18 protein-coding genes are annotated in these 22,645 nt (G+C 59.2%); 7 read left to right on the top strand and 11 right to left on the bottom strand.

What is annotated here, in order from left to right; all coding sequences use genetic code 11:
* Window positions 1-71: 71 nt before the first annotated feature.
* The 5 genes from dxs to dut form a co-directional block, all read right to left on the bottom strand.
* Window positions 72-2,018: a 1-deoxy-D-xylulose-5-phosphate synthase gene (dxs, locus tag I6E60_RS08020; RefSeq protein ID WP_197179636.1), complete on the bottom strand. Its 1,947-nt coding sequence runs from the start codon at window positions 2,016-2,018 to the stop codon at window positions 72-74.
* 141 nt (window positions 2,019-2,159) lie between these two features.
* A complete protein-coding gene (gene acnA / locus I6E60_RS08015; RefSeq protein WP_307841813.1) occupies window positions 2,160-4,976 on the bottom strand; it encodes an aconitate hydratase AcnA in 2,817 nt (938 codons plus the stop codon).
* 181 nt (window positions 4,977-5,157) lie between these two features.
* The gene (locus I6E60_RS08010) at window positions 5,158-5,889 is read right to left on the bottom strand and encodes a DUF3159 domain-containing protein (RefSeq protein ID WP_197179632.1); all 732 of its coding nucleotides are present in this window, start codon (window positions 5,887-5,889) and stop codon (window positions 5,158-5,160) included.
* Window positions 5,886-6,494 (bottom strand): DUF3710 domain-containing protein, encoded by a 609-nt coding sequence (locus I6E60_RS08005; protein ID WP_197124526.1) that lies wholly within the window; start codon window positions 6,492-6,494, stop codon window positions 5,886-5,888. The genes I6E60_RS08010 and I6E60_RS08005 overlap by 4 nt, the downstream gene beginning before the upstream one ends.
* Window positions 6,491-6,955, bottom strand: a complete 465-nt coding sequence (gene dut, locus I6E60_RS08000) for a dUTP diphosphatase (protein WP_197179630.1) — start codon at window positions 6,953-6,955, stop codon at window positions 6,491-6,493. The genes I6E60_RS08005 and dut overlap by 4 nt, the downstream gene beginning before the upstream one ends.
* A gap of 69 nt (window positions 6,956-7,024) precedes the next feature.
* Between dut and I6E60_RS07995 the strand changes: the two genes are divergently transcribed.
* A complete protein-coding gene (locus I6E60_RS07995; protein ID WP_197124522.1) occupies window positions 7,025-7,480 on the top strand; it encodes a DUF3093 domain-containing protein in 456 nt (151 codons plus the stop codon).
* On the opposite strand, the gene I6E60_RS07990 is transcribed toward I6E60_RS07995, so the two are convergent.
* On the bottom strand, window positions 7,455-7,748 hold the full coding sequence (locus I6E60_RS07990; protein ID WP_100389298.1) for a DUF4193 domain-containing protein: 294 nt from the start codon (window positions 7,746-7,748) through the stop codon (window positions 7,455-7,457). The two genes, I6E60_RS07995 and I6E60_RS07990, sit on opposite strands and share 26 nt — an antisense overlap.
* Window positions 7,749-7,947: 199 nt before the next feature.
* Between I6E60_RS07990 and sepH the strand changes: the two genes are divergently transcribed.
* Window positions 7,948-8,958, top strand: a complete 1,011-nt coding sequence (gene sepH / locus I6E60_RS07985; RefSeq protein WP_197124520.1) for a septation protein SepH — start codon at window positions 7,948-7,950, stop codon at window positions 8,956-8,958.
* Here the strand turns inward: sepH and I6E60_RS07980 are convergent.
* A complete protein-coding gene (locus I6E60_RS07980; RefSeq protein WP_307784425.1) occupies window positions 8,955-10,052 on the bottom strand; it encodes an alkaline phosphatase family protein in 1,098 nt (365 codons plus the stop codon). The genes sepH and I6E60_RS07980 overlap by 4 nt on opposite strands.
* A 54-nt stretch (window positions 10,053-10,106) precedes the next feature.
* Between I6E60_RS07980 and I6E60_RS07975 the strand changes: the two genes are divergently transcribed.
* Window positions 10,107-12,566 carry a DNA topoisomerase (ATP-hydrolyzing) subunit A gene (locus I6E60_RS07975; protein ID WP_197179628.1) on the top strand — a complete coding sequence of 820 codons (2,460 nt, stop codon included), beginning with the start codon at window positions 10,107-10,109 and terminating at the stop codon, window positions 12,564-12,566.
* A 140-nt stretch (window positions 12,567-12,706) separates the two neighbouring features.
* On the opposite strand, the gene I6E60_RS07970 is transcribed toward I6E60_RS07975, so the two are convergent.
* Window positions 12,707-14,785, bottom strand: coding sequence for a type IIA DNA topoisomerase subunit B (locus I6E60_RS07970; protein ID WP_197124514.1), 2,079 nt, complete (start codon window positions 14,783-14,785; stop codon window positions 12,707-12,709).
* Window positions 14,786-15,000: 215 nt separating this feature from the next.
* Between I6E60_RS07970 and I6E60_RS07965 the strand changes: the two genes are divergently transcribed.
* Complete coding sequence (locus I6E60_RS07965) at window positions 15,001-15,219, top strand: hypothetical protein (RefSeq protein WP_197105747.1); 219 nt, start codon at window positions 15,001-15,003, stop codon at window positions 15,217-15,219.
* A 73-nt stretch (window positions 15,220-15,292) separates the two neighbouring features.
* Window positions 15,293-16,294 carry a sugar-transfer associated ATP-grasp domain-containing protein gene (locus I6E60_RS07960; RefSeq protein ID WP_197179626.1) on the top strand — a complete coding sequence of 334 codons (1,002 nt, stop codon included), beginning with the start codon at window positions 15,293-15,295 and terminating at the stop codon, window positions 16,292-16,294.
* 56 nt (window positions 16,295-16,350) lie between these two features.
* On the opposite strand, the gene I6E60_RS07955 is transcribed toward I6E60_RS07960, so the two are convergent.
* The 3 genes from I6E60_RS07955 to I6E60_RS07945 form a co-directional block, all read right to left on the bottom strand.
* Window positions 16,351-17,049 (bottom strand): coenzyme F420-0:L-glutamate ligase, encoded by a 699-nt coding sequence (locus tag I6E60_RS07955; RefSeq protein WP_197124510.1) that lies wholly within the window; start codon window positions 17,047-17,049, stop codon window positions 16,351-16,353.
* Between the two features lie 7 nt (window positions 17,050-17,056).
* Window positions 17,057-18,397, bottom strand: a complete 1,341-nt coding sequence (locus I6E60_RS07950; RefSeq protein WP_197124508.1) for an RNA polymerase sigma factor — start codon at window positions 18,395-18,397, stop codon at window positions 17,057-17,059.
* Window positions 18,398-18,610: 213 nt separating this feature from the next.
* Window positions 18,611-19,546 carry a proteasome assembly chaperone family protein gene (locus I6E60_RS07945; RefSeq protein ID WP_197124505.1) on the bottom strand — a complete coding sequence of 312 codons (936 nt, stop codon included), beginning with the start codon at window positions 19,544-19,546 and terminating at the stop codon, window positions 18,611-18,613.
* 101 nt (window positions 19,547-19,647) lie between these two features.
* On the opposite strand from I6E60_RS07945, the gene I6E60_RS07940 reads away from it, so the two are divergent.
* Window positions 19,648-21,135 (top strand): leucyl aminopeptidase, encoded by a 1,488-nt coding sequence (locus tag I6E60_RS07940; protein ID WP_197179624.1) that lies wholly within the window; start codon window positions 19,648-19,650, stop codon window positions 21,133-21,135.
* A 99-nt stretch (window positions 21,136-21,234) separates the two neighbouring features.
* Complete coding sequence (gene lpdA, locus I6E60_RS07935) at window positions 21,235-22,608, top strand: dihydrolipoyl dehydrogenase (RefSeq protein WP_197124501.1); 1,374 nt, start codon at window positions 21,235-21,237, stop codon at window positions 22,606-22,608.
* The last annotated feature ends 37 nt before the right edge of the window (window positions 22,609-22,645 follow it).

Raw genomic sequence — 22,645 nt, 5'->3', positions numbered from 1 at the left:
GGGCCTCTGTCGTTAGACGCTCAATCTCGACAGCGCGTTGGGGATGTTCGCGGCGGTGTCGAGACTGCGAGCTAGCCGTGCTCTGCGGGCAGGCGGAACTCTTCTGAATCCTGCTGTGCAAGCGGACGCGCGACAGGGATCTTGCTTCCCAGTACTTGCGCAACAACATCGCGAGCGATGTGTTGTGGAGTCAAACCGACCTGGTTGAGGATGTAGTCGCGGCTGCCGTGGTCGAGGAAACTGTCGGGCAGCCCCAATTCGTTCACAGCGGTATCCACGCCACTGGCACGCATGTCTTGTCGGATTCGCGTTCCAATTCCCCCCACGCGCACGCCGTCTTCAATCGTGATCACGATCCGATGGTCAGCAGCAAAATCAATGACGCTCGTGGGCACCGGAACAACCCAGCGTGGGTCAATCACAGTGGCGCCAATGCCTTGAGCTGCCAGAAGCTCGGCAACTTGCAGACCAGTCTTAGCCATCGAACCGACCGTGACGATGAGAACATCGCGCTGATCGTCTTCTCGCAACACATCAACACCGTCGTCGGTGCGGCGTACGGCGTCGTATTCGGTGCCTACGGTGCCCTTCGCGAAGCGAACGACCGTGGGTGCATCGTCAACCGCTACGGCCTCCCCCAACTCCTCACGGAGGCGCGCAGCGTCGCGGGGCGCAGCAATACGGATGTTGGGTACGACCTGCAGCAGCGCGAGGTCCCACATGCCGTGATGGCTAGCGCCGTCTGGACCGGTCACGCCTGCCCGGTCGAGAACGAAAGTCACGCCTGCGCGATGGAGCGCGACATCCATCAAAACCTGATCAAATGCCCGGTTCATAAAGGTGGCATAGAGCGCGACTACGGGATGCAAGCCACCGAACGCGAGTCCGGCCGCCGACGTGACCGCGTGCTGCTCGGCGATGCCGACGTCGTGAACGCGCTTCGGGTACTTCTCTGCGAAACGGTGGAGTCCCGTAGGCCTCAGCATCGCCGCGGTGATACCGACGAGTCGAGGATTCTCGTCAGCAAGCTTCACGATCTCCTCAGAGAACACAGACGTCCACGATTCCGCGCCACTGGGTTCAATCGGTTCGCCCGTTGCGGGATCAATCTGCCCCACCGCATGGAACTGATCGGCGACATCCATCAGAGCCGGCTCATAGCCGCGACCCTTTTCGGTGATCGCGTGCACAATCACAGGCGCACCGTATGACTTCGCCTGCTGCAGAGCCTCGGTGAGCGCGCCGATGTCGTGACCGTGAACCGGGCCTAAGTACTTGATATCGAGGTTGGAATACAGCGCCTCGTTATTGCTGACACGTGAGAGGAAACCGTGGGTACCACCACGGATGCCGCGATAGAGTGCGCGACCGGGACCGCCGAATGCACCGAAGAAACCCTCGCTTGAACCGTGCAACGAACGGTAGGAACGGCGCGTACGCACGCTGTTGAGGAAGTGCGCCATTCCACCGATAGTTGGCGCGTAGGAGCGACCGTTGTCGTTGACAACGATGACCAGATTGCGACTGTTGTCGTCGCTGATGTTATTGAGCGCCTCCCAAGTCATACCGCCAGTGAGAGCGCCATCGCCCACCACGGCGACCACATGTCGGTCACCCTGCCCAGTCATCTCGAAAGCACGAGAAATACCGTCAGCCCACGAGAGCGAGCTCGACGCGTGCGAGCTTTCAACGATGTCGTGTTCTGACTCAGAACGCTGCGGATACCCCGCGAGACCCCCTTGCGACCGAAGTTTCGCGAAGTCCTTGCGGCCCGTCAAAATTTTGTGAACGTAGCTCTGATGTCCTGTGTCGAACACAACGGCATCCCGCGGCGAATCGAATACGCGGTGGATAGCGGTCGTGAGTTCGACAACACCGAGATTTGGGCCCAAATGTCCACCGGTGCGCGAGACATTCTCGATCAAAAACTCACGAATCTCTTGGGCTAGTTGAGTAAGTTGCGCCGTGGAGAGACCATCAAGATCTCGGGGACCGTTGATTCCCTCGAGTAAATTCATGCCTTCAGTCTAGGCTTCTTCTTCCCCATTTTGAACAAATGTGCATGAGGTTCTGAGGCGACCCACAGCCTCTACACGACACACAAAAGGCGCGCGGCGAGAGCAAAGCTCCCTGCCGCGCGCCTTCGGCGCACGCGCTAGTTAGACCAGCGAACGCAATACGTACTGAAGGATGCCACCGTTGCGGTAGTAATCAGCTTCACCAGGAGTATCGATACGCAGCTTCGCATCGAACTCGATCGTCGCCTTGCCCTCGGTCGAGTGCGCGGTCGGTTCGGCGACTACGTGCAGAGTGCTCGGGATGCGGTCGTCGTTGAGTTCTTCGACGCCCGAGATGCTGATGCTCTCGGTGCCGTCGAGTCCCAGCGACTCCCAGCTCTGGCCCTCAGGGAACTGCAGCGGCAGAACGCCCATTCCGATGAGGTTAGAGCGGTGAATACGCTCGAAGCTCTCGCAGATGACGGCCTTCACACCGAGCAAGCTTGTTCCCTTGGCTGCCCAGTCACGCGACGAACCGGAACCGTACTCTTTGCCACCAAGAACGACGAGCGGAGTCTCCTGCGCTGCGTAGCTCTGCGCCGCGTCGTAGATGAACGACTGCGCGGCATCCGGCGTGGTGAAGTCGCGAGTGTAGCCACCCTCGACTCCATCAAGAAGCTGGTTACGAAGGCGGATGTTCGCGAAGGTTCCGCGAATCATCACTTCGTGGTTTCCGCGACGCGAACCGTAGGAGTTGAAGTCCTTGCGGTCGATGCCGTGCTCAGCGAGGTAAATTCCGGCGGGGCTGTCACCCTTGATCGAACCGGCAGGGCTGATGTGGTCGGTCGTAACCGAGTCACCCAACTTGGCGAGAACACGGGCACCCGTGATCGAGCTGACCGGAGTGATCTCCATGGTCATTCCCTCGAAGTACGGGGGCTTGCGCACGTAGGTCGACTCGTCATCCCACTCGAAAGTGGAACCGGTGGGCGTGGGCAGGTTCTGCCAACGCTCGTCGCCGTCGAAGACACCCGCATATTCGTGGGTGAACATCTCACGGTCGATCGACGAGTCGATCGTTGCCTGAACTTCAGCCGCGTCGGGCCAAATGTCCTTCAAGAAGACATCCTTGCCCTCCTGGTCTTGGCCGAGTGCGTCGTTGTCGAAGTCGAAGTTCATCGTTCCGGCAAGGGCGTACGCGATAACCAGCGGCGGGCTCGCGAGGTAGTTCATCTTCACGTCGGGGTTGATGCGACCCTCGAAGTTACGGTTACCGGAAAGAACCGCGGTGACCGCAAGATCGTTCTCGTTGATCGCGGTGGAGATTTCGTCTTCCAACGGACCGGAGTTACCGATACACGTGGTGCAGCCATAACCGACGGTGTAGAAGCCGAGAGCTTCAAGCGACTCATCGAGTCCCGACTTGGCGTAGTAGTCAGTGACGACCTTGGAACCGGGAGCCAGGGTGGTCTTGACCCACGGCTTCGATTTCAATCCCTTTGCAGCCGCGTTGCGAGCCAAAAGGCCTGCCGCGAGCATGACGGATGGGTTCGAGGTGTTGGTGCACGACGTGATCGCGGCGATGGCAACTGAACCGTGGTCGATCGTGAACGACTCTCCACCTTCAACATTTACTGCGGTCGGCTGCGATACGGCCACCGGTGGGTGGCTGGCGTGGACGGTCGAGGGCACGTGAGCCCAGTCCTCGTCCTGCGGGGTGGTCCCACTGGGATCAGAGGCCGGGAAAGAACCTTCAACGGCAGCGTCAACCTTGGTGTGGTCCGTCGCCGCGTAGTTGCAGAGATCGATCTCGAACTGGCTCTTAGCCTTGGTGAGCTCGATCCGGTCCTGGGGACGCTTCGGTCCAGCGATCGAGGGAACAACGGTACCGAGGTCCATTTCGATGTACTCGCTGTAGTTGGGCTCGACGCTCGGGTCGTGCCAGAGCTTCTGAAGCTTGGCATATGCCTCGACGAGTTCGACCTGCTCTTCGCTGCGGCCGGTGAGGCGCAGGTAGTCAAGGGTCACGTCGTCGATGGGGAACATCGCAGCGGTGGAGCCGAACTCGGGGCTCATGTTTCCGATGGTTGCGCGGTTGGCGAGCGGCACTGCGCCGACTCCCTCTCCGTAGAACTCGACAAACTTGCCGACGACGCCGTGCTGGCGCAGCATCTGCGTGATTGTGAGAACAACGTCGGTCGCGGTGACTCCGGCAGGGATCGTGCCGTTGAGCTTGAAACCGACGACTTTGGGGATGAGCATCGAAACGGGCTGGCCGAGCATTGCTGCCTCGGCTTCGATTCCGCCGACGCCCCACCCAAGCACTCCGAGGCCGTTGACCATCGTGGTGTGCGAGTCGGTGCCGACGAGGGTGTCGGGGAATGCCCGAGTCTTGCCGTCAACTTCACGGGTGTACGTGACACGAGCGAGGTGCTCAATGTTGACTTGGTGAACGATTCCGGTTCCGGGAGGAACAACCTTGAAATCGTCGAACGCGCTCTGGCCCCAGCGAAGGAACTGGTAACGCTCTCCGTTGCGCTCGTACTCAAGCTCAACGTTGCGCTCAAGCGCATTGTCCGAACCAAAGAGGTCGGCAATGACCGAATGGTCGATCACGAGCTCTGCGGGGGCGAGCGGGTTGATCTTGGTGGGGTCTCCCCCAAGTTCGGCAACGGCCTCACGCATGGTGGCGAGGTCAACGATGCACGGAACGCCAGTGAAGTCCTGCATGACAACGCGTGCAGGAGTGAACTGGATCTCGGTGTCGGGGTCTGCACTAGGCACCCACGACCCGAGGGACTCGATTTGCGACTTCGTGACGTTCTTGCCGTCTTCTGTGCGCAACAGGTTCTCGAGCAGAACCTTGAGGCTAAACGGCAGCTTTTCGTATCCTGCTACCTTGTCGATGCGGAACACTTCATAGTCGGACGAACCGACTGTGAGGGTGTCTTTCGACCCAAAACTATTGACTGTCGACACTGTCATCTCCCTTGCTACGGTTCTTCAATCCTTGCGCGGAGCGTGCGCTGCATCCAGCAAGGCAAGCCTAAGGCTGAATCGCAAATAACGCGCTGCGATCGCGGCCAAAAGTATCTTGACGTCGAGATAAATATACACCATCGTCGTCCGGTCGCCTCGACGCCACGGCGATGACGAAGAACTACTCGGTGGTTGTGCGCCCGTAAGCAGTGCGCATAAGAAGCCAGGTGACCCAGAGCACTCCCGCGTAAAGCGGAACACCGAGCAAGAGCTTCATCGTCGCCAGCGCCTGAGTTGCCTCGGCGAAGTAAAGCGGAAGTTCAATCCCAAGCCGTACCGAGAACAAGCCTGCCCACAGCACGGTGGCGATCAACGCAACACGGAACTTTGCCTTGTCTTCACGCCAATCGGCAGCTGTCGGCACCAGCAACGCCGCGATGAGGCCGACGAGCGGACGCCTCGCGATGACGCTCACCACTATCGCTACCAAGAAAACTGCGTTGATAACGAAACCCAACAGAAAGTTGTCTTCGGCGCGCCCGGTAAAGAGCGCAAGGCCGGCGGAGAGAGCGACACCAACGACGCCGACCAGCGCAGACGACACTGGAGTTCTCGTCGCAAGACGAACAGCGACGAAGCCCAGCGCGACCACAACGGGCGCCACGACGGATGCGACCAGTTCTTGAGTAATCGTGAAAATTACCAAGAACGCGAGCCCGGGCAGAATGGACTCCACCAAGCCGCGCACACCACCCATTGCTTCGAGTAGAGCGCCCGAAGTAGGAGCCTCCCCTGGCGCCACATGGCCGACGGCGGAACGACGAGCCGCAGCCGCGAGTGCTTCACGAACTGTCGGATCCGCGGTCACCTGATCATCTTCAGATTCGCTCGACGGCCCGTCGACTGAACTCACGCCTGAGGTTCCTTCTCACCCGTTGCAGGCATGTGCAGCGGGATGAGGTCGCGAGGGGGCATCGGAGTCGTGCCACGGATGACAACGATCGAACGGAACAGATCCTCGATCTTGGTTGCTGCTTCCTGGCTCGTCAGAGCTTCACCGGCGATTACTCCCCGCAGGAACCAGCGCGGACCGTCTACGCCAACGAAGCGCGCGATGCGCTTCTCGCCGGGCTTGCCTGCAACAGGAATTTCGGCAAAAACCTCAGGGCCAAACGGGCCGTCCGAGACCTTTGTAGTCCCGCCCTGCGAGTGAACCTGATCAATGATCTGCTGACGAATCTCGTGCCAAAGCCCGCTCGACCGCGGGGCCGCAAAGGGTTGGATTTGAAGCGTCGAACCAGCGTAGTCAAGCCCAACCGCAACGACGCGCTTGCTTGCTTCTTCAATTTCAAGGCGCAAGTGCAACTCTTGACGCGGAAGAATCTTCACTCCACCAAGGTCAACATACGGACGAACAGCATTTGCTTCGCTCTCGTCGAGAGGACCATCGCTCGCACGATTCTCCGGTGCCGACTTGGGGTGATCCTGCGGCTGGTCGGTTTCAGTGGTGTCGCTCACGAAGTGGCTCCTTGTTGTGTTGACTCTGCGCGGTATCCGGTCGAACCGAAGCCCGACTCACCACGATGACTGCCCGGAAGGGTGGAAACGGGAATGAACCTAGCCCGAGAAACGGGCATAACGATCATTTGCGCGATCCTATCGCCCGGCGCGATCTCAAAAGTGGATGAACTATCAGTGTTCAACAACGTAACGCGAATTTCGCCTCGGTAGCCAGCATCCACAGTTCCAGGGCTATTGACGATAGTGATGCCGTGACGGGCTGCCAGCCCGCTGCGAGGTACCACGAACGCTACGTAACCGTCGGGCAGTGCAATCGACACCCCCGTCGCGATGGTGTCCCGTTGGCCGGGCGCGAGAGAGTAACTGCCTGCAGAATACAGATCAGCCCCAGCGTCACCCGGATGCGCGTACGCAGGCGTCTGGCCGGCTGAGATGAGCACCTCTACGTTGTCAATCACGAGTCGAGGTTAGTGCAGATAAGGCGTCAGCCCGAAACGCCCGGCGCAAAATCAGTGTGTAATGGACGAGTGACTTACTACCGTGAACGCTTGTGGCCCACAGCGTGGCTCTACATCAGCACCGCACTCATCATTCCCGCGAGCATCTTGGTGTTCCTGCCGATCAATATCTTCGTGGGATACATCACCGCAGCAGTGCTCTATATCGGGATCGTGCTGTTCCTGCTGTGGTCTGCACCGACAATCACGGTAGACGACAAAGAACTTCGTGCGGGAAGCGCGCGACTGCCGATCGCTATCATCGGCGACGTGACGAGCTACAACGGGGATGAAGCGACTCTCGAACGCGGGCAGCGACTGGATGCGCGTGCTTGGCTGATGATCCGAGGATGGGTCTCGCCGGTTGTCAAACTTGAGGTACTCGATGAGAGCGACCCGACACCGTATTGGTTGTTGTCGAGTCGCACTCCCGAATTGCTTGCTGGAGCGATCGCGCAGTCTAGGCTGCACACTCCAGGCAAATAGCGCCCAGCTTGGTTGTGTGGTCTACCTGCGAGCGGTGCTTCACAAGGAAGCAGCTCACGCAAGTGAATTCGTCCGCCTGAGGAGGCAGAACGACCACATCGAGGTCCAGGTCAGAAAGGTCTGCGCCGGCGAGCTCAAAGTTCGCCGGGTTGTCTGAATCGTCGACGTCAACCGAGCCCGACATTTTGTCAGGAACACGCTCTTTAAGAGCCTCGATCGACTCGGAGTCGTCGTCGGTCTTACGAGGTGCGTCGTAGTCGGTGGCCATGCCCATCCACTTCTGTTTTACGTTGAATCACCGGAATCGGCGGGCACAGTCTCCATGAAAGCGAGGCGAATTGCAAACCGCCGATTCTGCATCACTGTGCAGCGCCTGTGATAACTGTTGATGGAGGCGTGTTATTCCCAAAGAAACCACCCAATGCGTGCGACCCTAAAGGGAATCGTGAGGGCTGGAGAAGTTCACTATGGAAGACCTTCGGGTAATCGAAGTACAAGACGGTGCGCTGATCGTGTCGAGCAATGATGGAACGCGCTTCCGTCTCGCCGTTGATAACGTGTTGCAGTCGCGTTTGCGACAGAGCCGAGCGCAAACAGGCAGCGGCCCCAAGCTTGCTCCCCGGGAGATTCAGGCACATATCCGGGCAGGAATGTCCGCTCAGGACGTCGCGAATCTCACCGGCGCTGACATCGACTACATCGAGCGTTTCGAGGGGCCTGTCGTCGCTGAACGCGAATTCGTCGTCAAATCTGCGCTCGGTGTGCCGGTGCATGTTGCGGGTGAAACGGACTCGCTGACGTCGTCGCGCACCTTCGGATCCGCTATTCGCGAACGACTCGTCGACGTGAATGCTGCCAATGAGCGGTGGGCTAGCTGGAAAGATCCTGAGAATGGGTGGACGGTCAAGCTCTCGTTCAACTCAAACAGCATCGACCATGATGCACGTTGGCAATATGACCCCAAGCGCCAATCTCTTGTTCCGCTCAACAACGAAGCCAAGACTCTCTCCCAACAGGGTGAAACGACCGGCGCGCTTATCCCCCGACTCCGCGCCGTTGCGCCCGCCGAAGGAACTGCGGACGCCGCACGCTTCGACAGCGGAGCGTTCGATGTCGATGAACTTCACGACGAGCCCGCGCCGATCAAACCGGCGGAACTTCCTGTTATGCGCGATCGCAGCGCAGAAGCGGGTGTTGGCAACCAGACCGCAGATTTGCTCGACGCTCTTCGTCGTCGTCGCGGCGAGCGGGAGCCCGCGAACTTTGCGGCAGACGAGGATGAGACTGACACCACGACCGGTGCCGAGCCGTCGATGCGCCTTCTCGATCCTCCCGCCGCAGAGCAACGCCGCGATGCACCAGCGCCGCCGCAAGCGACCGCACCACAGCCGACAGCGAAATCGCGTCGCCGTCGGGTTGCAATGCCGAGCTGGGACGACATCGTCTTCGGAACGAAGCCAGACGAAGACCCCGCTTAGCGAGCGAAGGCACCGAACTTCAGAAGGGGAACACGAAGTTCTTCGTCTGACCAGGATCCGTGCTGGCCGATCATTTTTCTGCCGGAGTTATTGGTAACGCGGGAGTCGTAGTAAGCGATCCCCTTGCGTGCGGCGACGATAATGTCGCCAATGCGCGCCCCGACATCTGGGGCGACCTCGCCAAACCAGCCAGCAGCAATTGCAGCGTCACGGCTTGCTACCCACGAACGCTGACCTTCTGCGTGCTGCCAACGCTCAAGGACCGCTTCCCGCTCGGCAGCCGTCAGTTCAGGCGCGAGATGCAGCTGGAGGCAGCGTGGCTCCCCCGCAACATGCGCGATTCCCTCAATAAGTTCCGGCGCCGTATCGAAGAGCACGTGCGATTCAGGAAGAACGTCAATCATTCCGTGATCGGCAGTGACGAGAAGCCCCTGGTCGTCAGCAAGTTCGCCCACCACGCTGCCCACCGCGGAATCGAGAGATTCAAGTGCGTGCGTCCACTGGGACGACTGCCAACCATTCGCATGACCAGCCATATCGAGCTCTGGCGCATAGACGTAGGTGAGCGAAGGTTCAGCGCTGGACTGTCCAACCGCCACCGCCACACGAAGCCGTTCTGCAAGAGAACCTGCAGCGACGTACCTAGCGCCGCGCAGCACCGCCTGTGTAAAGCCAGAGTCTCGATAGCGAGCCGCTCCTACCGCCACCGCAGAAAAGCCACGTTCGGTTGCGCGCTCGAAGATCGTCGGAACCCGCTGCCAGGTCGACGGCTGCATGCGGGAATCCCATCCGGAAAGTTGGTTGAGCACGCGATCGTTGAGCGGATCGAGAACGCTGTAGCCCACAAGACCATGCTGTCCCGCTCTCGCTCCCGTGGTGAGACTCGCGATCGCCACTGCTGTAGTGGTGGGAAATCCCGACTGAATCACGGTGTTCTTGGAGAAGGCTCCGGCCAAAGTTCTGGCATGCCCCAATCGCGCCTTAAGGTTGTGGGCCCCCAGTCCGTCAACAAGCAACACGACAGCGTGACGAACGGGAGGCAAGCTCAGTCGATTCTCCTCGCCCGCAATTGCCTGAAAGGAACTTGACAACACATCGGTTAGGTTCGCTGAGTCTGGGTTGAGCGCCGGTAACATTAGGGCAATCCTATGGCTACTCCCACTAAACCCACCCCAGACTCCCCTGCCGGCGAACGCATTGAAGACATCGATGTCACGACCGAGATGCAGGGCTCGTTCCTGGAGTACGCGTACTCCGTCATCTATTCGCGCGCACTCCCCGATGCCCGCGACGGCCTGAAGCCCGTTCAACGCCGCATTCTCTACCAGATGAGCGAAATGGGACTGCGGCCCGAAAAGGGTCACGTCAAGTCGTCGCGCGTCGTCGGCGACGTTATGGGAAAGCTTCACCCCCACGGTGACGCCTCCATTTACGACGCCATGGTGCGCCTGACCCAGAGCTTCATCCTCCGTGTGCCGCTCATCGACGGCCACGGAAACTTCGGTTCGCTGGATGACGGCCCTGCCGCACCGCGGTACACCGAAGCCCGCCTGCAGGCGTCCGCGATCGCGATGACGGACGATCTCGATGAAGATGTTGTCGACTTCGTGCCGAACTACGACAATTCCACGACCCAGCCCGAGGTCCTCCCTGCGGCCTTCCCGAATCTTTTGGTGAATGGCGCGAGCGGTATCGCTGTCGGTATGGCCACCAACATGGCTCCGCACAACCTCATCGAGGTCGTGGGGGCAGCGCGGCACCTGCTGGCTCACCCCGACGCAACGCTCGAAGAACTCATGCAGTTCGTGCCCGGCCCCGACCTCCCCACTGGCGGCAGAATCATTGGCCTCAGCGGCGTAAAAGACGCCTACGCTAATGGCCGTGGTGCCTTCAAGACCCGCGCGACTGTGGCGGTGGAGTCGATCACGGCCCGCAAGATGGGTCTCGTGGTCACCGAGTTGCCATACTTGGTCGGTCCCGAACGCGTTATAGAGAAAATCAAAGACGGCGTCAATAACAAGAAGATCGTTGGAATCTCTGACGTTACTGACCTCACTGACCGAAATCACGGGCTGCGCCTGGTTATCGGCATCAAAACTGGCTTCAGTCCGGATGCCGTACTCGAGCAGCTTTACCGCCTGACTCCGCTCGAAGACAACTTCAGCATTAACGCCGTGACACTCGTCGACGGTCGCCCTCAGACCCTCGGCCTGAAGGCGCTCTTAGAAGTCTTCTTGAAGCACCGCTTGCAGGTCGTCACTCGCCGCAGCAAGTTCCGTCTTGCTCGTCACCTTGAACGCCTGCACTTGGTTGAAGGCTTGCTCATTGCAATCGTCGATATCGACGAAGTTATTCAGGTCATTCGCCAGAGTGACGACAGCGATCAGGCTCGCACGCGCCTGCGCGAAGTATTCGATCTGAGCGAATTACAAGCCGAGTACATTCTTGAGCTGCGACTGCGTCGACTCACCAAATTCAGCCGCATCGAGCTGGAAGCCGAGGCAGAGAAGCTTCGGGCCGAGATCGCTCGACTTCAGGCCTTGCTCGCCGATGACACTCTCATCCGAGCACTCGTCGGAAACGAACTCGACGCCGTGGCGGAGAAATTTGGAACACCGCGACGCACGCTGCTGACAGAAGCTCCTGCCTCCATCGCCACAACATCACGTGCAGCTGCGCGCAAGAACCAGCCTGTGCTTGAGATCGCCGACGAGCCCTGCGTGGTGCTGCTCTCGACAACAGGTCGAATCATTCGAGTCGGAATCAGCGAGGGCGACACCGTATTGGCCGGGTCGCGTCGATCAAAGCACGACGCAATCCGTTCACGCGTGACAACGACAAGCCGCACTGAGATCGGTGCGATCACGAACCGCGGCCGACTCATCCGCTTCACTGCAATAGACCTGCCCAATGTGCCGACGAGTTCTGTGCAGCTCGGTGCCGGCGCCAAGATTAGCGAGTACTTAACGCTCGACAAGAAAGAGCGTGTGTTGGCGATTGTGTCGCTCGAAAGTGATCAGCCCATTGCTCTCGCTACCCGCCAAGGCACTGTCAAACGCGTCACACCAGGCGTCTGGCCCTCAAAACCGGACTTCGAGATCATCTCGCTCAAGCCAGGTGACGAACTCGTCGGGGCGGCTCACAGCGCCGACGACGCTGAACTCACCTTTGTCACCTCCGACACCCAACTGCTGCACTTTGCGGCTTCCGCTGTGCGCCCGCAGGGGCTCAGCGCGGGCGGCATGGCAGGGGTGCGGGTCAGTTCTGGTGCCGAAGTAATTTTCTTCGACGCACTGGATGCTGACTCCGAAAACGTCGCGGTCACGATCTCAGGTTCGAGCGTCACCATTCCGGGCACAGATCCTGGTCGGGTGAAGCTCAGCGAATTTTCCCAGTTCCCGGCCAAGGGTCGCGGCACCGGTGGAGTTCGCGCTCATTCGCTACTGAAGGGCGAGGACGTCCTCACTCTCGCGTGGGTTGGCGCTGTGCCAGCGACGGCCGTCGGACCGGATGGTGCCGTGCGCCAGCTGCCGACCGAACGTACCAAGCGAGACGGTTCGGGCATGCCGCTCGACAGCGCCATCGGATCCATCGGCTCTACGCCGTAGGACCGCGGACTTCCGGCGGCACAGAACACAGCTGCACAGCCGAGAGGGCTGCCACCTGATCGATTCAGATGGCAGCCCTCTCGCTGCTTCAGTCACCATCGGTGCCGCGGCGTCAACGACGCCCCGCATCCGCTTGGCAGCTAAATGTCAATACGGTCGCGGTCGAGACCCTGACCTTGAATGATGAATTCCTTGCGCGGCGCAACCTCGTTGCCCATCAGCAGCTCGAACACGGTTCCGGCGCTTTCGGCATCCGAAATATTCACGCGGCGGAGTACACGGTTGTTGCGGTCCATTGTGGTGGTTGCCAATTGGTCGGCGTCCATCTCTCCGAGGCCCTTGTAACGCTGGATCGGATCTTGATAACGCTTTCCCGACTTCTTGAGCCCGGCGAGCACGCCGTTGAGTTCCTTTTCGGAATAGGTGTAGATGGTCTCATTGGGCTTCGACCCAGGGTTCATGACGACGACTCGATGCAACGGTGGCACTGCGGCATATACACGGCCATCACGAATCATGTCAGGCATGTACCGGAAGAAGAGCGTGAGCAGCAAGGTGCGGATATGAGCACCGTCGACGTCAGCATCAGCCATGATGATGACCTTGCCGTACCGTGCTGTCGACAAATCGAAACTGCGCCCTGAACCAGCCCCGATGACTTGAATGATCGACGCACACTCTGCATTCGACAGCATGTCGCTGATAGATGCCTTCTGAACGTTGAGGATCTTGCCACGGATCGGCAAGAGAGCTTGGTACTCGCTATCGCGGCCGAGCTTTGCCGTACCGAGAGCCGAGTCGCCCTCGACGATGAACAATTCGCTGTTCGCCACGTCGTTCGAGCGGCAATCAACCAACTTCGCGGGAAGGCTCGAACTTTCGAGCGCGTTCTTGCGACGCTGCGTTTCCTTGTGAGCGCGGGCAGAAATCCGCGACTTCATTTCGGCGACGACCTTGTCGAGCACGAGCGCCGCTTGCGACTTGTCATCGCGCTTGGTTGACGTGAAGCGCTCTGAGAGCGCGGTCGCTACGACCTTGGCCACAATCGCACGCACCGCTGGTGTACCCAAGATCTCCTTGGTTTGACCTTCAAATTGAGGCTCCGGAACGCGAACGGTCAGCACAACAGTGAGGCCCGCAAGCACATCGTCTTTGTCGAGCTTGTCGTTACCCAGCTTGAGCCGGCGCGAGTTCTTCTCTGTCTCCGCACGCAGAAACTTGAGCAGGCTTTGCTCGAACCCTGCGAGGTGCGTTCCGCCCTTGGGCGTGGCAATAATGTTGACGAAGCTTTTGATCACGGTGTCGTAGCCGGTGCCCCAGCGCAGTGCAACATCCACGACACAGTCACGGGAAACCTCGGTGGAAACCATGTGGCCGTTGTCTTGCAGCACCGGAACGCTCTCAGTGAATCCGCCGGATCCGGTGAGGCGCCAAATGTCGGTGATGGGCGGATCGACAGCCAGGTGCTCGACGAACTCAGAGATACCACCCTCAAAGGCGAACGATTCGTGGCGCGGCTCATCGCCACGCTCATCCGTCACGTTTAGCGTGAGGTTGGGCACCAAGAACGCGGTCTGACGCAGACGGTCAATAAGCCCGTCAGATTGAAAACTCGCACCCTTCGTAAAGATCTGGCGGTCTGCCCAATACCGAACCCGGGTGCCGGTGCGCCCCTTGGGCACCTTGCCGATAACCCGCAACTCGCTGCCCGACACGTATGGGCTGAAGGGAGCATCCGGAGTCGGCTCCCCTTTATCGGCGAAAGTTCCTGGCTCGCCGCGATGAAAGGACATCGCGTACGTTTTGCCGTTGCGGTCAACCTCAACGTCGAGTCGCTCCGACAGCGCGTTTACGACTGACGCACCTACGCCGTGGAGTCCACCCGACGCGGCATAGGAGCCCGAACCGAATTTTCCGCCCGCGTGCAACTTGGTGAACACAACTTCCACGCCGGTGAGACCTGTCTTGGGCTCCACATCGACCGGGATGCCACGAGCCTTGTCGCGAACCTCAACGCTCTCGTCAGCGTGCAAGATGACGCTGATCTCTGAACCGTGGCCGTCGAGCGCCTCATCAACCGAGTTGTCGATGATCTCCCACAGGCAATGCATGAGCCCGCGTGAGTCGGTAGAACCGATGTACATACCCGGACGTTTACGAACGGCTTCAAGCCCTTCGAGTACGGACAGGTGACGGGCTGAGTAGTCAGAGCTCGCCATAGTGATCTCCTAGGGTTTGACGACGGAAGGCCATCTTCTAGAGTACGTTCTCCGCCTGACATTGCCGCTCACCGACACCCGCGGCCGCACGCACGTCGCTCGCCGCCAGAAGCGCTACGCGCTGAGCGAAATACCCGCAATGTAGGAAGAATCTTCAGGCACCCATGCTTGTATAGGCGTACGGAATAACAACCGCAAGCAAGAAGGAGTAGGCCATGTCAAACATTGCAACCGAAGACACCCCAGTCGATGAGATGGACTACACCCTCACGGCGGCTGACCGCTGTGACAGTTGTGGCGCGCAGGCATACATCCGCGCGACGCTCGCCAGTGGCGATCTTCTCTTTTGTGCCCACCACGGTGCCAAATTCAAAGACAAGCTGTTCCCGACAGCGATCAAGTGGCACGACGAGTCCAGCCGTCTGAATGCATAACGTAGCGTTGAGCATCATCAGATAGTTTGCTCGCCGCCGACACGTGTGTCGGTATGACCTTCGTAGGAGAACTGTGAAGCGCATCCGGCACTACGTGTCGCGACTTATCTCGCTCGACGTATCAAACATGCTCGCCGTCGCGCGAGCAATCAGCAAACGCAACGGTACGCCCGTGATCGCGATCTTGCTGGACATGGTCTGGTGTTCCCTTGTCTACCAAGCGGGCTACCTCGACTATGAAGAGTTCGAGTTCAACGTTCTCAGTCGTGCTGAGCGCCGCACGTGGATTACGAGCGGCAACGCCAACTCCATCGTGGTGAAGTACAACCAGCGCGAGTACCGCGAACGTTTCTACGACAAGCCGACGTTCAACACCACTTTTGACAAGTGGCTCGGTCGCGCCTGGCTCGACTTGCGAACAGCTTCCGAAGCAGACTTCGTCGAGTTCGTCGCGCACCATGACCCCATCATGGTGAAGGTTGTCGACAGCATGAGTGGCGCCGGTATCGAAAAGCACGGCGGCAGTGATCTTGCTGACGCACCGGCCCTGTACCGCCAGTTGATGGACAAACGCCAATTTCTCGTTGAAGCGTTCCTCGAACAGCATTCCGGCATGTCTGCGCTCTGCCCTACAAGCGTCAACTCACTGCGAATGATCACCTTCTTCGACGGCGCCGACGTGCATGTGATGGAAGCGGTCCTGCGCATGGGCAATGGCGCCGAGGTCGACAACTACGGCCGCGGTGGCATGTACACCGTGCTGGATGAAAACACCGGAATCGCGAGCTACGGTGCCTTCGACAAGTTCGCCAACACTTTCACCGTGCATCCCCAAACCGGCACACCGATCGTAGGATTTCAGGTTCCGCTGTACGACGAAGTGCTCGCCATGCTCAACACTGTCAGCCGCATCATCCCAGAAATCCCCTATGTCGGGTGGGACGTCGCGATTACGCCGAACGGACCGGCGATCATCGAGGGCAACTACAACACGGGCGTCTTTCAGATGAAGCCGAGCCTTACGGGAATCAAGACAGGCCTGTTGCCCAAGTTCCGCGAAGTCATCGACTTCTAGGGCACTACTCCCCCGGCCAGTTCACCTTGCGGTGGCCGGCTGGGGCCGAAGTGGAACTAAGCCCGGCGGATGACGCCGAGCGGGGTGCTCTGGTGATCTTGCCCCAGTGGGTTATCTTTCAATACTTTCAGCGCGAGCTCGCTGGTGGCCTTGTTTGACGTCGAGCCCAGGATGTTGCCGCCGAAGTCATTAATGTCGACAACGAGAACCTCAATGTCGTGGCCAAGTGCGGTCTTAATATCCTGAGCGACGCCGTCTGGACGGGCCGGGCCGAGCACGACGTGCGAGTTATACGGCGGAATCGTGTTCTTCGTCGGACCATCGATTGCACGAGCCTTGGGCCCGGCAATGCGATAGAAGTCGCCACGACGCCCCACAAGCTTCGTCACCGCTGCAACAGCAGCAGCGAACAGTATCCGCGGCGTACCGCACTCCCGCAACGCCATTTCCATCGTTTCGGGCATACCTAAACCGATGCCGTGCGACGTCTTCGTGACGTACTTCGAGAGGAATGTGGCAAGCTTGCGCGGCTCCACCTCGGAGATCGGGTATGCCCGCCCCTGAGTGATTCCCACAATCTTTTCGGTCACAAAGAGAAGATCGCCATCCTGCACGACATCCGCGGCGTACTCCGACACCACCTGAACGATGTCGTCTTCACGAACCACCAACCGAGTCTTAATGGCAAGCCGTTCATAGACGGCTCCATCAACCTCGACGGTGAGACTCTTTCCCGTGTTCGCTTCAGCACCCATTATTGGCCTATTCGAGGTAGTCGCGTAGTGACTGCGAGCGTGACGGGTGGCGCAATTTCGCCATCGTCTTGGACTCGATCTGACGGATGCGCTCGCGAGTTACGCCGAACGTGTCACCGATCTGGTCGAGAGTTTTCGGCATTCCGTCGCCGAGACCGAAGCGCATGCGGATTACTCCGGCTTCGCGCTCCGAAAGGGAATCGAGGAGGCTCTCAAGCTGCTTCTGCAGCATGGTAAAGCCCACAGCATCCGCTGGTACGACTGCTTCGGTGTCTTCGATGAGATCACCGAATTCGCTGTCGCCGTCTTCACCAAGCGGTGTGTGCAGTGAAATAGGTTCGCGACCGTACTTCTGAACCTCGACAACCTTTTCTGGCGTCATGTCGAGTTCGCGGGACAGCTCTTCAGGTGTGGGCTCACGGCCGAGGTCCTGAAGCATCTGGCGCTGTACACGAGCGAGCTTGTTGATGACTTCAACCATGTGAACAGGAATACGAATCGTGCGAGCTTGGTCGGCCATTGCGCGGGTGATGGCCTGACGGATCCACCACGTTGCGTAGGTAGAGAACTTGAAGCCCTTGGTGTAGTCGAACTTCTCGACTGCACGGATCAGGCCCAGGTTGCCCTCTTGAATGAGGTCAAGGAATTGCATGCCGCGACCGGTGTAGCGCTTCGCAAGCGATACAACAAGGCGGAGGTTGGCGCCGAGCAAGTGGCTCTTGGCGCGCTGACCATCTTTTGCTACCCACTGAAGTTCACGACCGAGCGTCGAGCGCACTTCGCCGGGGGCCATCTGGGAAAGCTTGTCTTCAGCAAACAGGCCAGCCTCAATACGCATTGCAAGCTCAACTTCTTGAGCAGCGTTAAGCAGCGCGACCTTACCGATTTGCTTCAAGTAGTCCTTGACCGGGTCAGCTGTAGCGCCGGTGATGGCTGCTGAATAGACAGGAACTTCGTCTTCATCATCAACAAGCGAAAGCACGAGCGCGCCCGTGGGCAATGCTTCATCTTTGCTCGTTGACTTTTCTTCTTGCTCGTCTTCGGCTTTTGACTCTTCGCCGTCTGCCTCAACGATCTCGGCGGCTGCTGCTGCAGCGGCCTTCTTGGTCCTAGTCGCTGGCTTTTTTGCTGCCGGCTTCTTGGCAGTTGACGCAGCGGCAGTCGACTTCGTCGTCGCAGCCTTCCTGGTCGTTGCCTTGGCTGGAGTGCTCTCGGCGCCTTCGGCGTCAGTCGCTATTTCTTCGACTGCAGCGGCAGCTTTACTGCGCGTGCCAGCCTTTGCTGCTGCTTTAGCAGGAGCCTTCTTTGCTGCGGGTGTGGACTCTGCAGCCTTCGTTCGGGTCGCCATCTGAACACCTTTCTGAGGTTTTCGGGCAGTACTAAGACCCATGTCAAGTCTCTGGCCCATCTCACCGCATGGCGAAACAGATCTAGAAACAAGACCGGGTCTTACTCCTATTATGCCACGCTTTTCTCCTGCTTCGCACCATGAGGGCGAACGACCACAGCACTGGGCGTGAGGATCGCACTGAGACGCACTGTTGTTGCAGAACCGCGACTATTACAAAGGAAGTTCAGAGGTGCCGTCGGCATCTCCAGCTCGCTTGATAGCGAGGAACTTCTGCAACTCCGCGGCAATTTCGTCTGCCGAGGGCAATTCGCCGGCTTCATCGGTCAACGGCGACCGCATGGGGTTTTCTTCCATGTAGTTGTCGTGCCGCTCTTCCAACGTTCCTACGAGGCGAGCGAGCTCTTGATTGCTGTCAACTTGACCATCAATCTTCGCGACGAATTCCCGACCTTCTTCGCGAAGACGGTCGGTGGGGAAAATAAGCCCGGTTGCAGCGCTCACACTCTCGAGTGCCGTGACAGCAGCAGTGGGCCATTCAGTATCAGCTAGGTAATGCGGAATCAGGAGGACGAAACCAGCAACAGGATGCTCGAGCTCCTGCAAGCGGTACTCGATGACGTGCATTGCGTTGGCAGGCACTTGGGTGTGTGGCTTCCAGACGGAGAGCGAGTCGATAAGTTCCGATCGATTGCCGCTCACGGTCACTCCGATGCTGCGAGTGTGCGGCACCGGCATCGGGATGGAACTGAGCCACGTCGTCGACTTGACCTCAAGCTTCGAAATGAGTCTCAACACTGCTGCCGAGAAGCGCTCCCACTGGAAGTCAGGTTCGTAACCGGTGAGAAGCAAGAAGGGTTGCCCCAACTCATCCTTGGCCAAATAGAGTTCAAGCTTGGCTGGACGGTAGTCGCTCAAATGGTCCTGATCGAAATAGATCATGGGGCGACGTGCTCGGTAATCCAAGAGAGCGTCATTGTCGAAGGACGCAACAACGGTGCGCTCAAGGGTGTCGAGCAGATACTGGCTTACTTGACTGACGGCACCACCGGCATCCGCAAAGCCCGTGAGTCCCGCTACAAGAGGGAGACCGCGCGGTACCCCAGCAACATCGGTGGCGATGTCATATAGGCCGGCTGGATCTCGCATGACTCCACTCTAATCGCGGCCGCGGAGGCATCCCCCTGTTTCGGCTCCACAGCGTCAAGCTCCTAGCGAACATGAAGGCGGATGCTGGTTATCATGAGGACATGACCGTTGCTACGTTGCACTTGTCCACCGCGCCCGCCTCCGAAGTTGAATCCGATGTTCTCGTTATCGGGGTGGTGAAAACCGACACCGGGCCGAAGCTCGTGGACACGTCGTCGCAACTTGCAACCTTCGAGCAAGCACTGAGTCTCATTGGCGCGACTGGAGCGGCTGACGAACTTCACCGCATTCCTGCGATCGGAATCGCTGCTCCCGCAGTCGCCTTCATCGGCCTCGGGGACGCTATCCCGACGGCCGAATCGTTGCGCTATGCCGCCGGTTCTGCCGCTCGCCAACTGCGCGGTGCGCCGCACATCACTCTTTCCCTCGGAGCCGAGTCGAGCGACGAAACGCTCGCGGTTCTCGAAGGCGCAGCTATTGGCGCCTACTCGTACGACGCCTACCGCTCTACTGCTCCCGACGCCAGCAAAAAACTCGCAAGCGATATCACCATAGTTAGCCCAATCGACGATGCGGCGCTGATCGAGCGAGCAAACGTGATCGCCTACGCCACCCACGTGACGCGTGACATGGTTAATGAGGCACCGAAAGAGCTCTATCCCGCTACCTTCGCCGACCGCGCGACCGAGCTCGCATCGCTCGACAACGTTGAGGTCGAGGTTTACGCGGAAAAGGAACTCGAAGAGGGCGGCTTCGGCGGCATCCTCGGTGTCGGCCAAGGCTCCACTCGCGGTCCGCGCCTCGTCAAGATCAGTTACACCCCTTCTAACGCCGCGAAGCACTTGGCGCTCGTCGGCAAGGGAATCACTTTCGATTCGGGCGGGCTCTCCCTCAAGCCGGGACTCGGCATGATCGGCATGAAGTTCGACATGAGCGGAGCAGCCACCGTGATGGCGGTTGTCGAGGCATGTGCCAAGCTCGGCACAAACGTGCGATTGACCGCGTGGCTCTGCCTCGCCGAGAACATGCCTTCTGGCAGCGCAATTCGCCCGAATGACGTATTGACGATCCGCGGCGGCAAGACAGTTGAGGTACTGAATACGGATGCTGAGGGACGACTCGTCATGGCGGACGGTTTGGTCGCCGCCAGCGAAGAAAACCCCGACGCCATCGTAGACATCGCGACACTGACCGGTGCCGCCGTTGTTGCCCTCGGCAACCGCTACGCCGGCACTATGGGCGATAAGGAACTCGTCAATCAAGTGGTTGCAGTCGCCGACCGTGTTGGCGAGCCTTTCTGGGCGATGCCCATCAGTCCTGAGCTCCGCCCGCTGCTCGCCTCCGATATTGCCGACATCGCCAATATCAAGCCGGGAAACACCGCTGGAGGCATGCTTATCGCCGCCGCGTTCCTCAAGGACTTCGTCGGCAAACGCCCCAACAGCACCGAAACCATCCCCTGGGCCCATATTGATATTGCGGGCCCATCAGACAACCGCGGCGGAGGCTGGGGTTACGTCGGCAAGGGTGCAACCGGAATCGGTGTTCGAACACTCATTGAACTGGCCGAGGAATTTTCTCGTCCGTAGTAAGGTTTTTTAAACGCGGGATCTTTCCGCACCATCCGGTCGCACTGACTACACATCGTGCGTGCCGACGAATAATTTCCTTACAGAGGAGCTGCTGTATTGGCTGAGCACAATTTTGACCTTGTCGTTCTTGGTGGAGGAAGCGGTGGTTACGCAGCTGCGTTGCGCGCCGCCGAACTAGGGATGACCGTTGGCTTGATCGAAAAGAACAAGCTCGGTGGCACTTGCCTGCACGTGGGCTGCATCCCGACCAAGGCACTCTTGCACTCCGCAGAAGTCGCTGACGTGACGCGCGAAGCAGCGAAATATGGCGTTACCGCCACGCTCGACGGCATTGACATCTCTGCGGTAACCAAATACCGCCAAGACATCGTCGCGAGCAAATACAAGGGGCTGCAGGGCCTCATCAAGATGCGCGGTATCACCGTCATCGAGGGCGAAGGCAAGCTCGTCGCGCCCAACACCGTTCAGGTCGGCGAAGACACCGTAGTAGGCAAGAACGTCATTTTGGCGACTGGCTCCTACTCTCGCTCGCTTCCGGGACTCGAAATCGGTGGCCGCGTCATCACCTCCGAGCAGGCACTCGAACTCGACTTCGTTCCGAAGAAGGTCGCCGTGCTCGGTGGCGGCGTCATCGGCGTCGAATTCTCGAGCGTCTGGAAGAGCTGGGGAGCCGACGTCACCATTATTGAAGGTCTCCCCCACCTCGTTCCCATGGAAGACGAGTCGGTCAGCAAGCAGTTCGAACGAGCATTCCGCCGTCGTGGCATCAACTTCCACACCGGCGTTCGCTTCAAGAGCGTCGAGCAGAACGACGACGGCGTCGTCGTTACTTTGGAAAACGGCGAGACAGTCGAAGCGGAGCTTCTGCTCGTTGCAGTCGGCCGTGGCCCGTCGACCGCTGGACTCGGCTTCGAAGAAGTCGGCGTTGAGATGGACCGCGGCTTCGTTCTCACGAACGAGCGCCTCGCCACCAACGTTCCTGGCGTCTACGCCGTCGGAGACATCGTTCCCGGCCTCCAGCTCGCTCACCGTGGATTCCAGCAGGGAATCTTCGTTGTCGAAGAAATCGCTGGCCTGAAGCCCATCGTGATCGATGACCTCCACATTCCGAAGGTCACCTACAGCGACCCCGAGGTAGCGTCCATCGGCCTCAGCGAAGCTAAGGCGATCGAAGCCCACGGTGCTGACAACGTCAAGGCCTACGACTACAACCTCAGCGGAAACGGCAAGAGCGCCATCATCGGCACTGCTGGTTCCATCAAGGTTGTTCGCGTAGTCGACGGTCCAGTCATCGGAGTTCACATGATCGGAGCTCGCGTTGGCGAACTGATCGGTGAAGCACAACTGATCGTCAACTGGGAAGCACACCCCGAAGACATCACCCCGTTGCTTCACGCACACCCCACCCAAAACGAGGCTCTCGGCGAGGCATTCCTCGCTTTGGCCGGCAAGCCGCTGCACGCGGTCTAGGCTCCGCCTAACCACGGAACTAAGCTATTGATGACAA

Origin of the sequence: Salinibacterium sp. SWN167, from assembly GCF_015864665.1 — a bacterium.
Taxonomy (GTDB): Bacteria; Actinomycetota; Actinomycetes; order Actinomycetales; family Microbacteriaceae; genus Rhodoglobus.
The sequence above is the reverse complement of the archived record's forward strand: the minus strand, read 5'-3'. Positions and strand labels throughout refer to the sequence as shown.

Bases quoted from the DNA above. Each gene is read 5' to 3' on its own strand.
- I6E60_RS07965 (WP_197105747.1), top strand. From the start codon at position 15,001: ATGTCAAACATTGCAACCGAAGACACCCCAGTCGATGAGATGGACTAC.
- I6E60_RS07950 (WP_197124508.1), bottom strand. From the start codon at position 18,397: ATGGCGACCCGAACGAAGGCTGCAGAGTCCACACCCGCAGCAAAGAAG.
- I6E60_RS07945 (WP_197124505.1), bottom strand. From the start codon at position 19,546: ATGCGAGATCCAGCCGGCCTATATGACATCGCCACCGATGTTGCTGGG.
- dxs (WP_197179636.1), bottom strand. From the start codon at position 2,018: ATGAATTTACTCGAGGGAATCAACGGTCCCCGAGATCTTGATGGTCTC.
- sepH (WP_197124520.1), top strand. From the start codon at position 7,948: ATGGAAGACCTTCGGGTAATCGAAGTACAAGACGGTGCGCTGATCGTG.
- I6E60_RS07975 (WP_197179628.1), top strand. From the start codon at position 10,107: ATGGCTACTCCCACTAAACCCACCCCAGACTCCCCTGCCGGCGAACGC.
- I6E60_RS07955 (WP_197124510.1), bottom strand. From the start codon at position 17,049: ATGGGTGCTGAAGCGAACACGGGAAAGAGTCTCACCGTCGAGGTTGAT.
- I6E60_RS07940 (WP_197179624.1), top strand. From the start codon at position 19,648: ATGACCGTTGCTACGTTGCACTTGTCCACCGCGCCCGCCTCCGAAGTT.
- I6E60_RS07970 (WP_197124514.1), bottom strand. From the start codon at position 14,785: ATGGCGAGCTCTGACTACTCAGCCCGTCACCTGTCCGTACTCGAAGGG.
- I6E60_RS07990 (WP_100389298.1), bottom strand. From the start codon at position 7,748: ATGGCCACCGACTACGACGCACCTCGTAAGACCGACGACGACTCCGAG.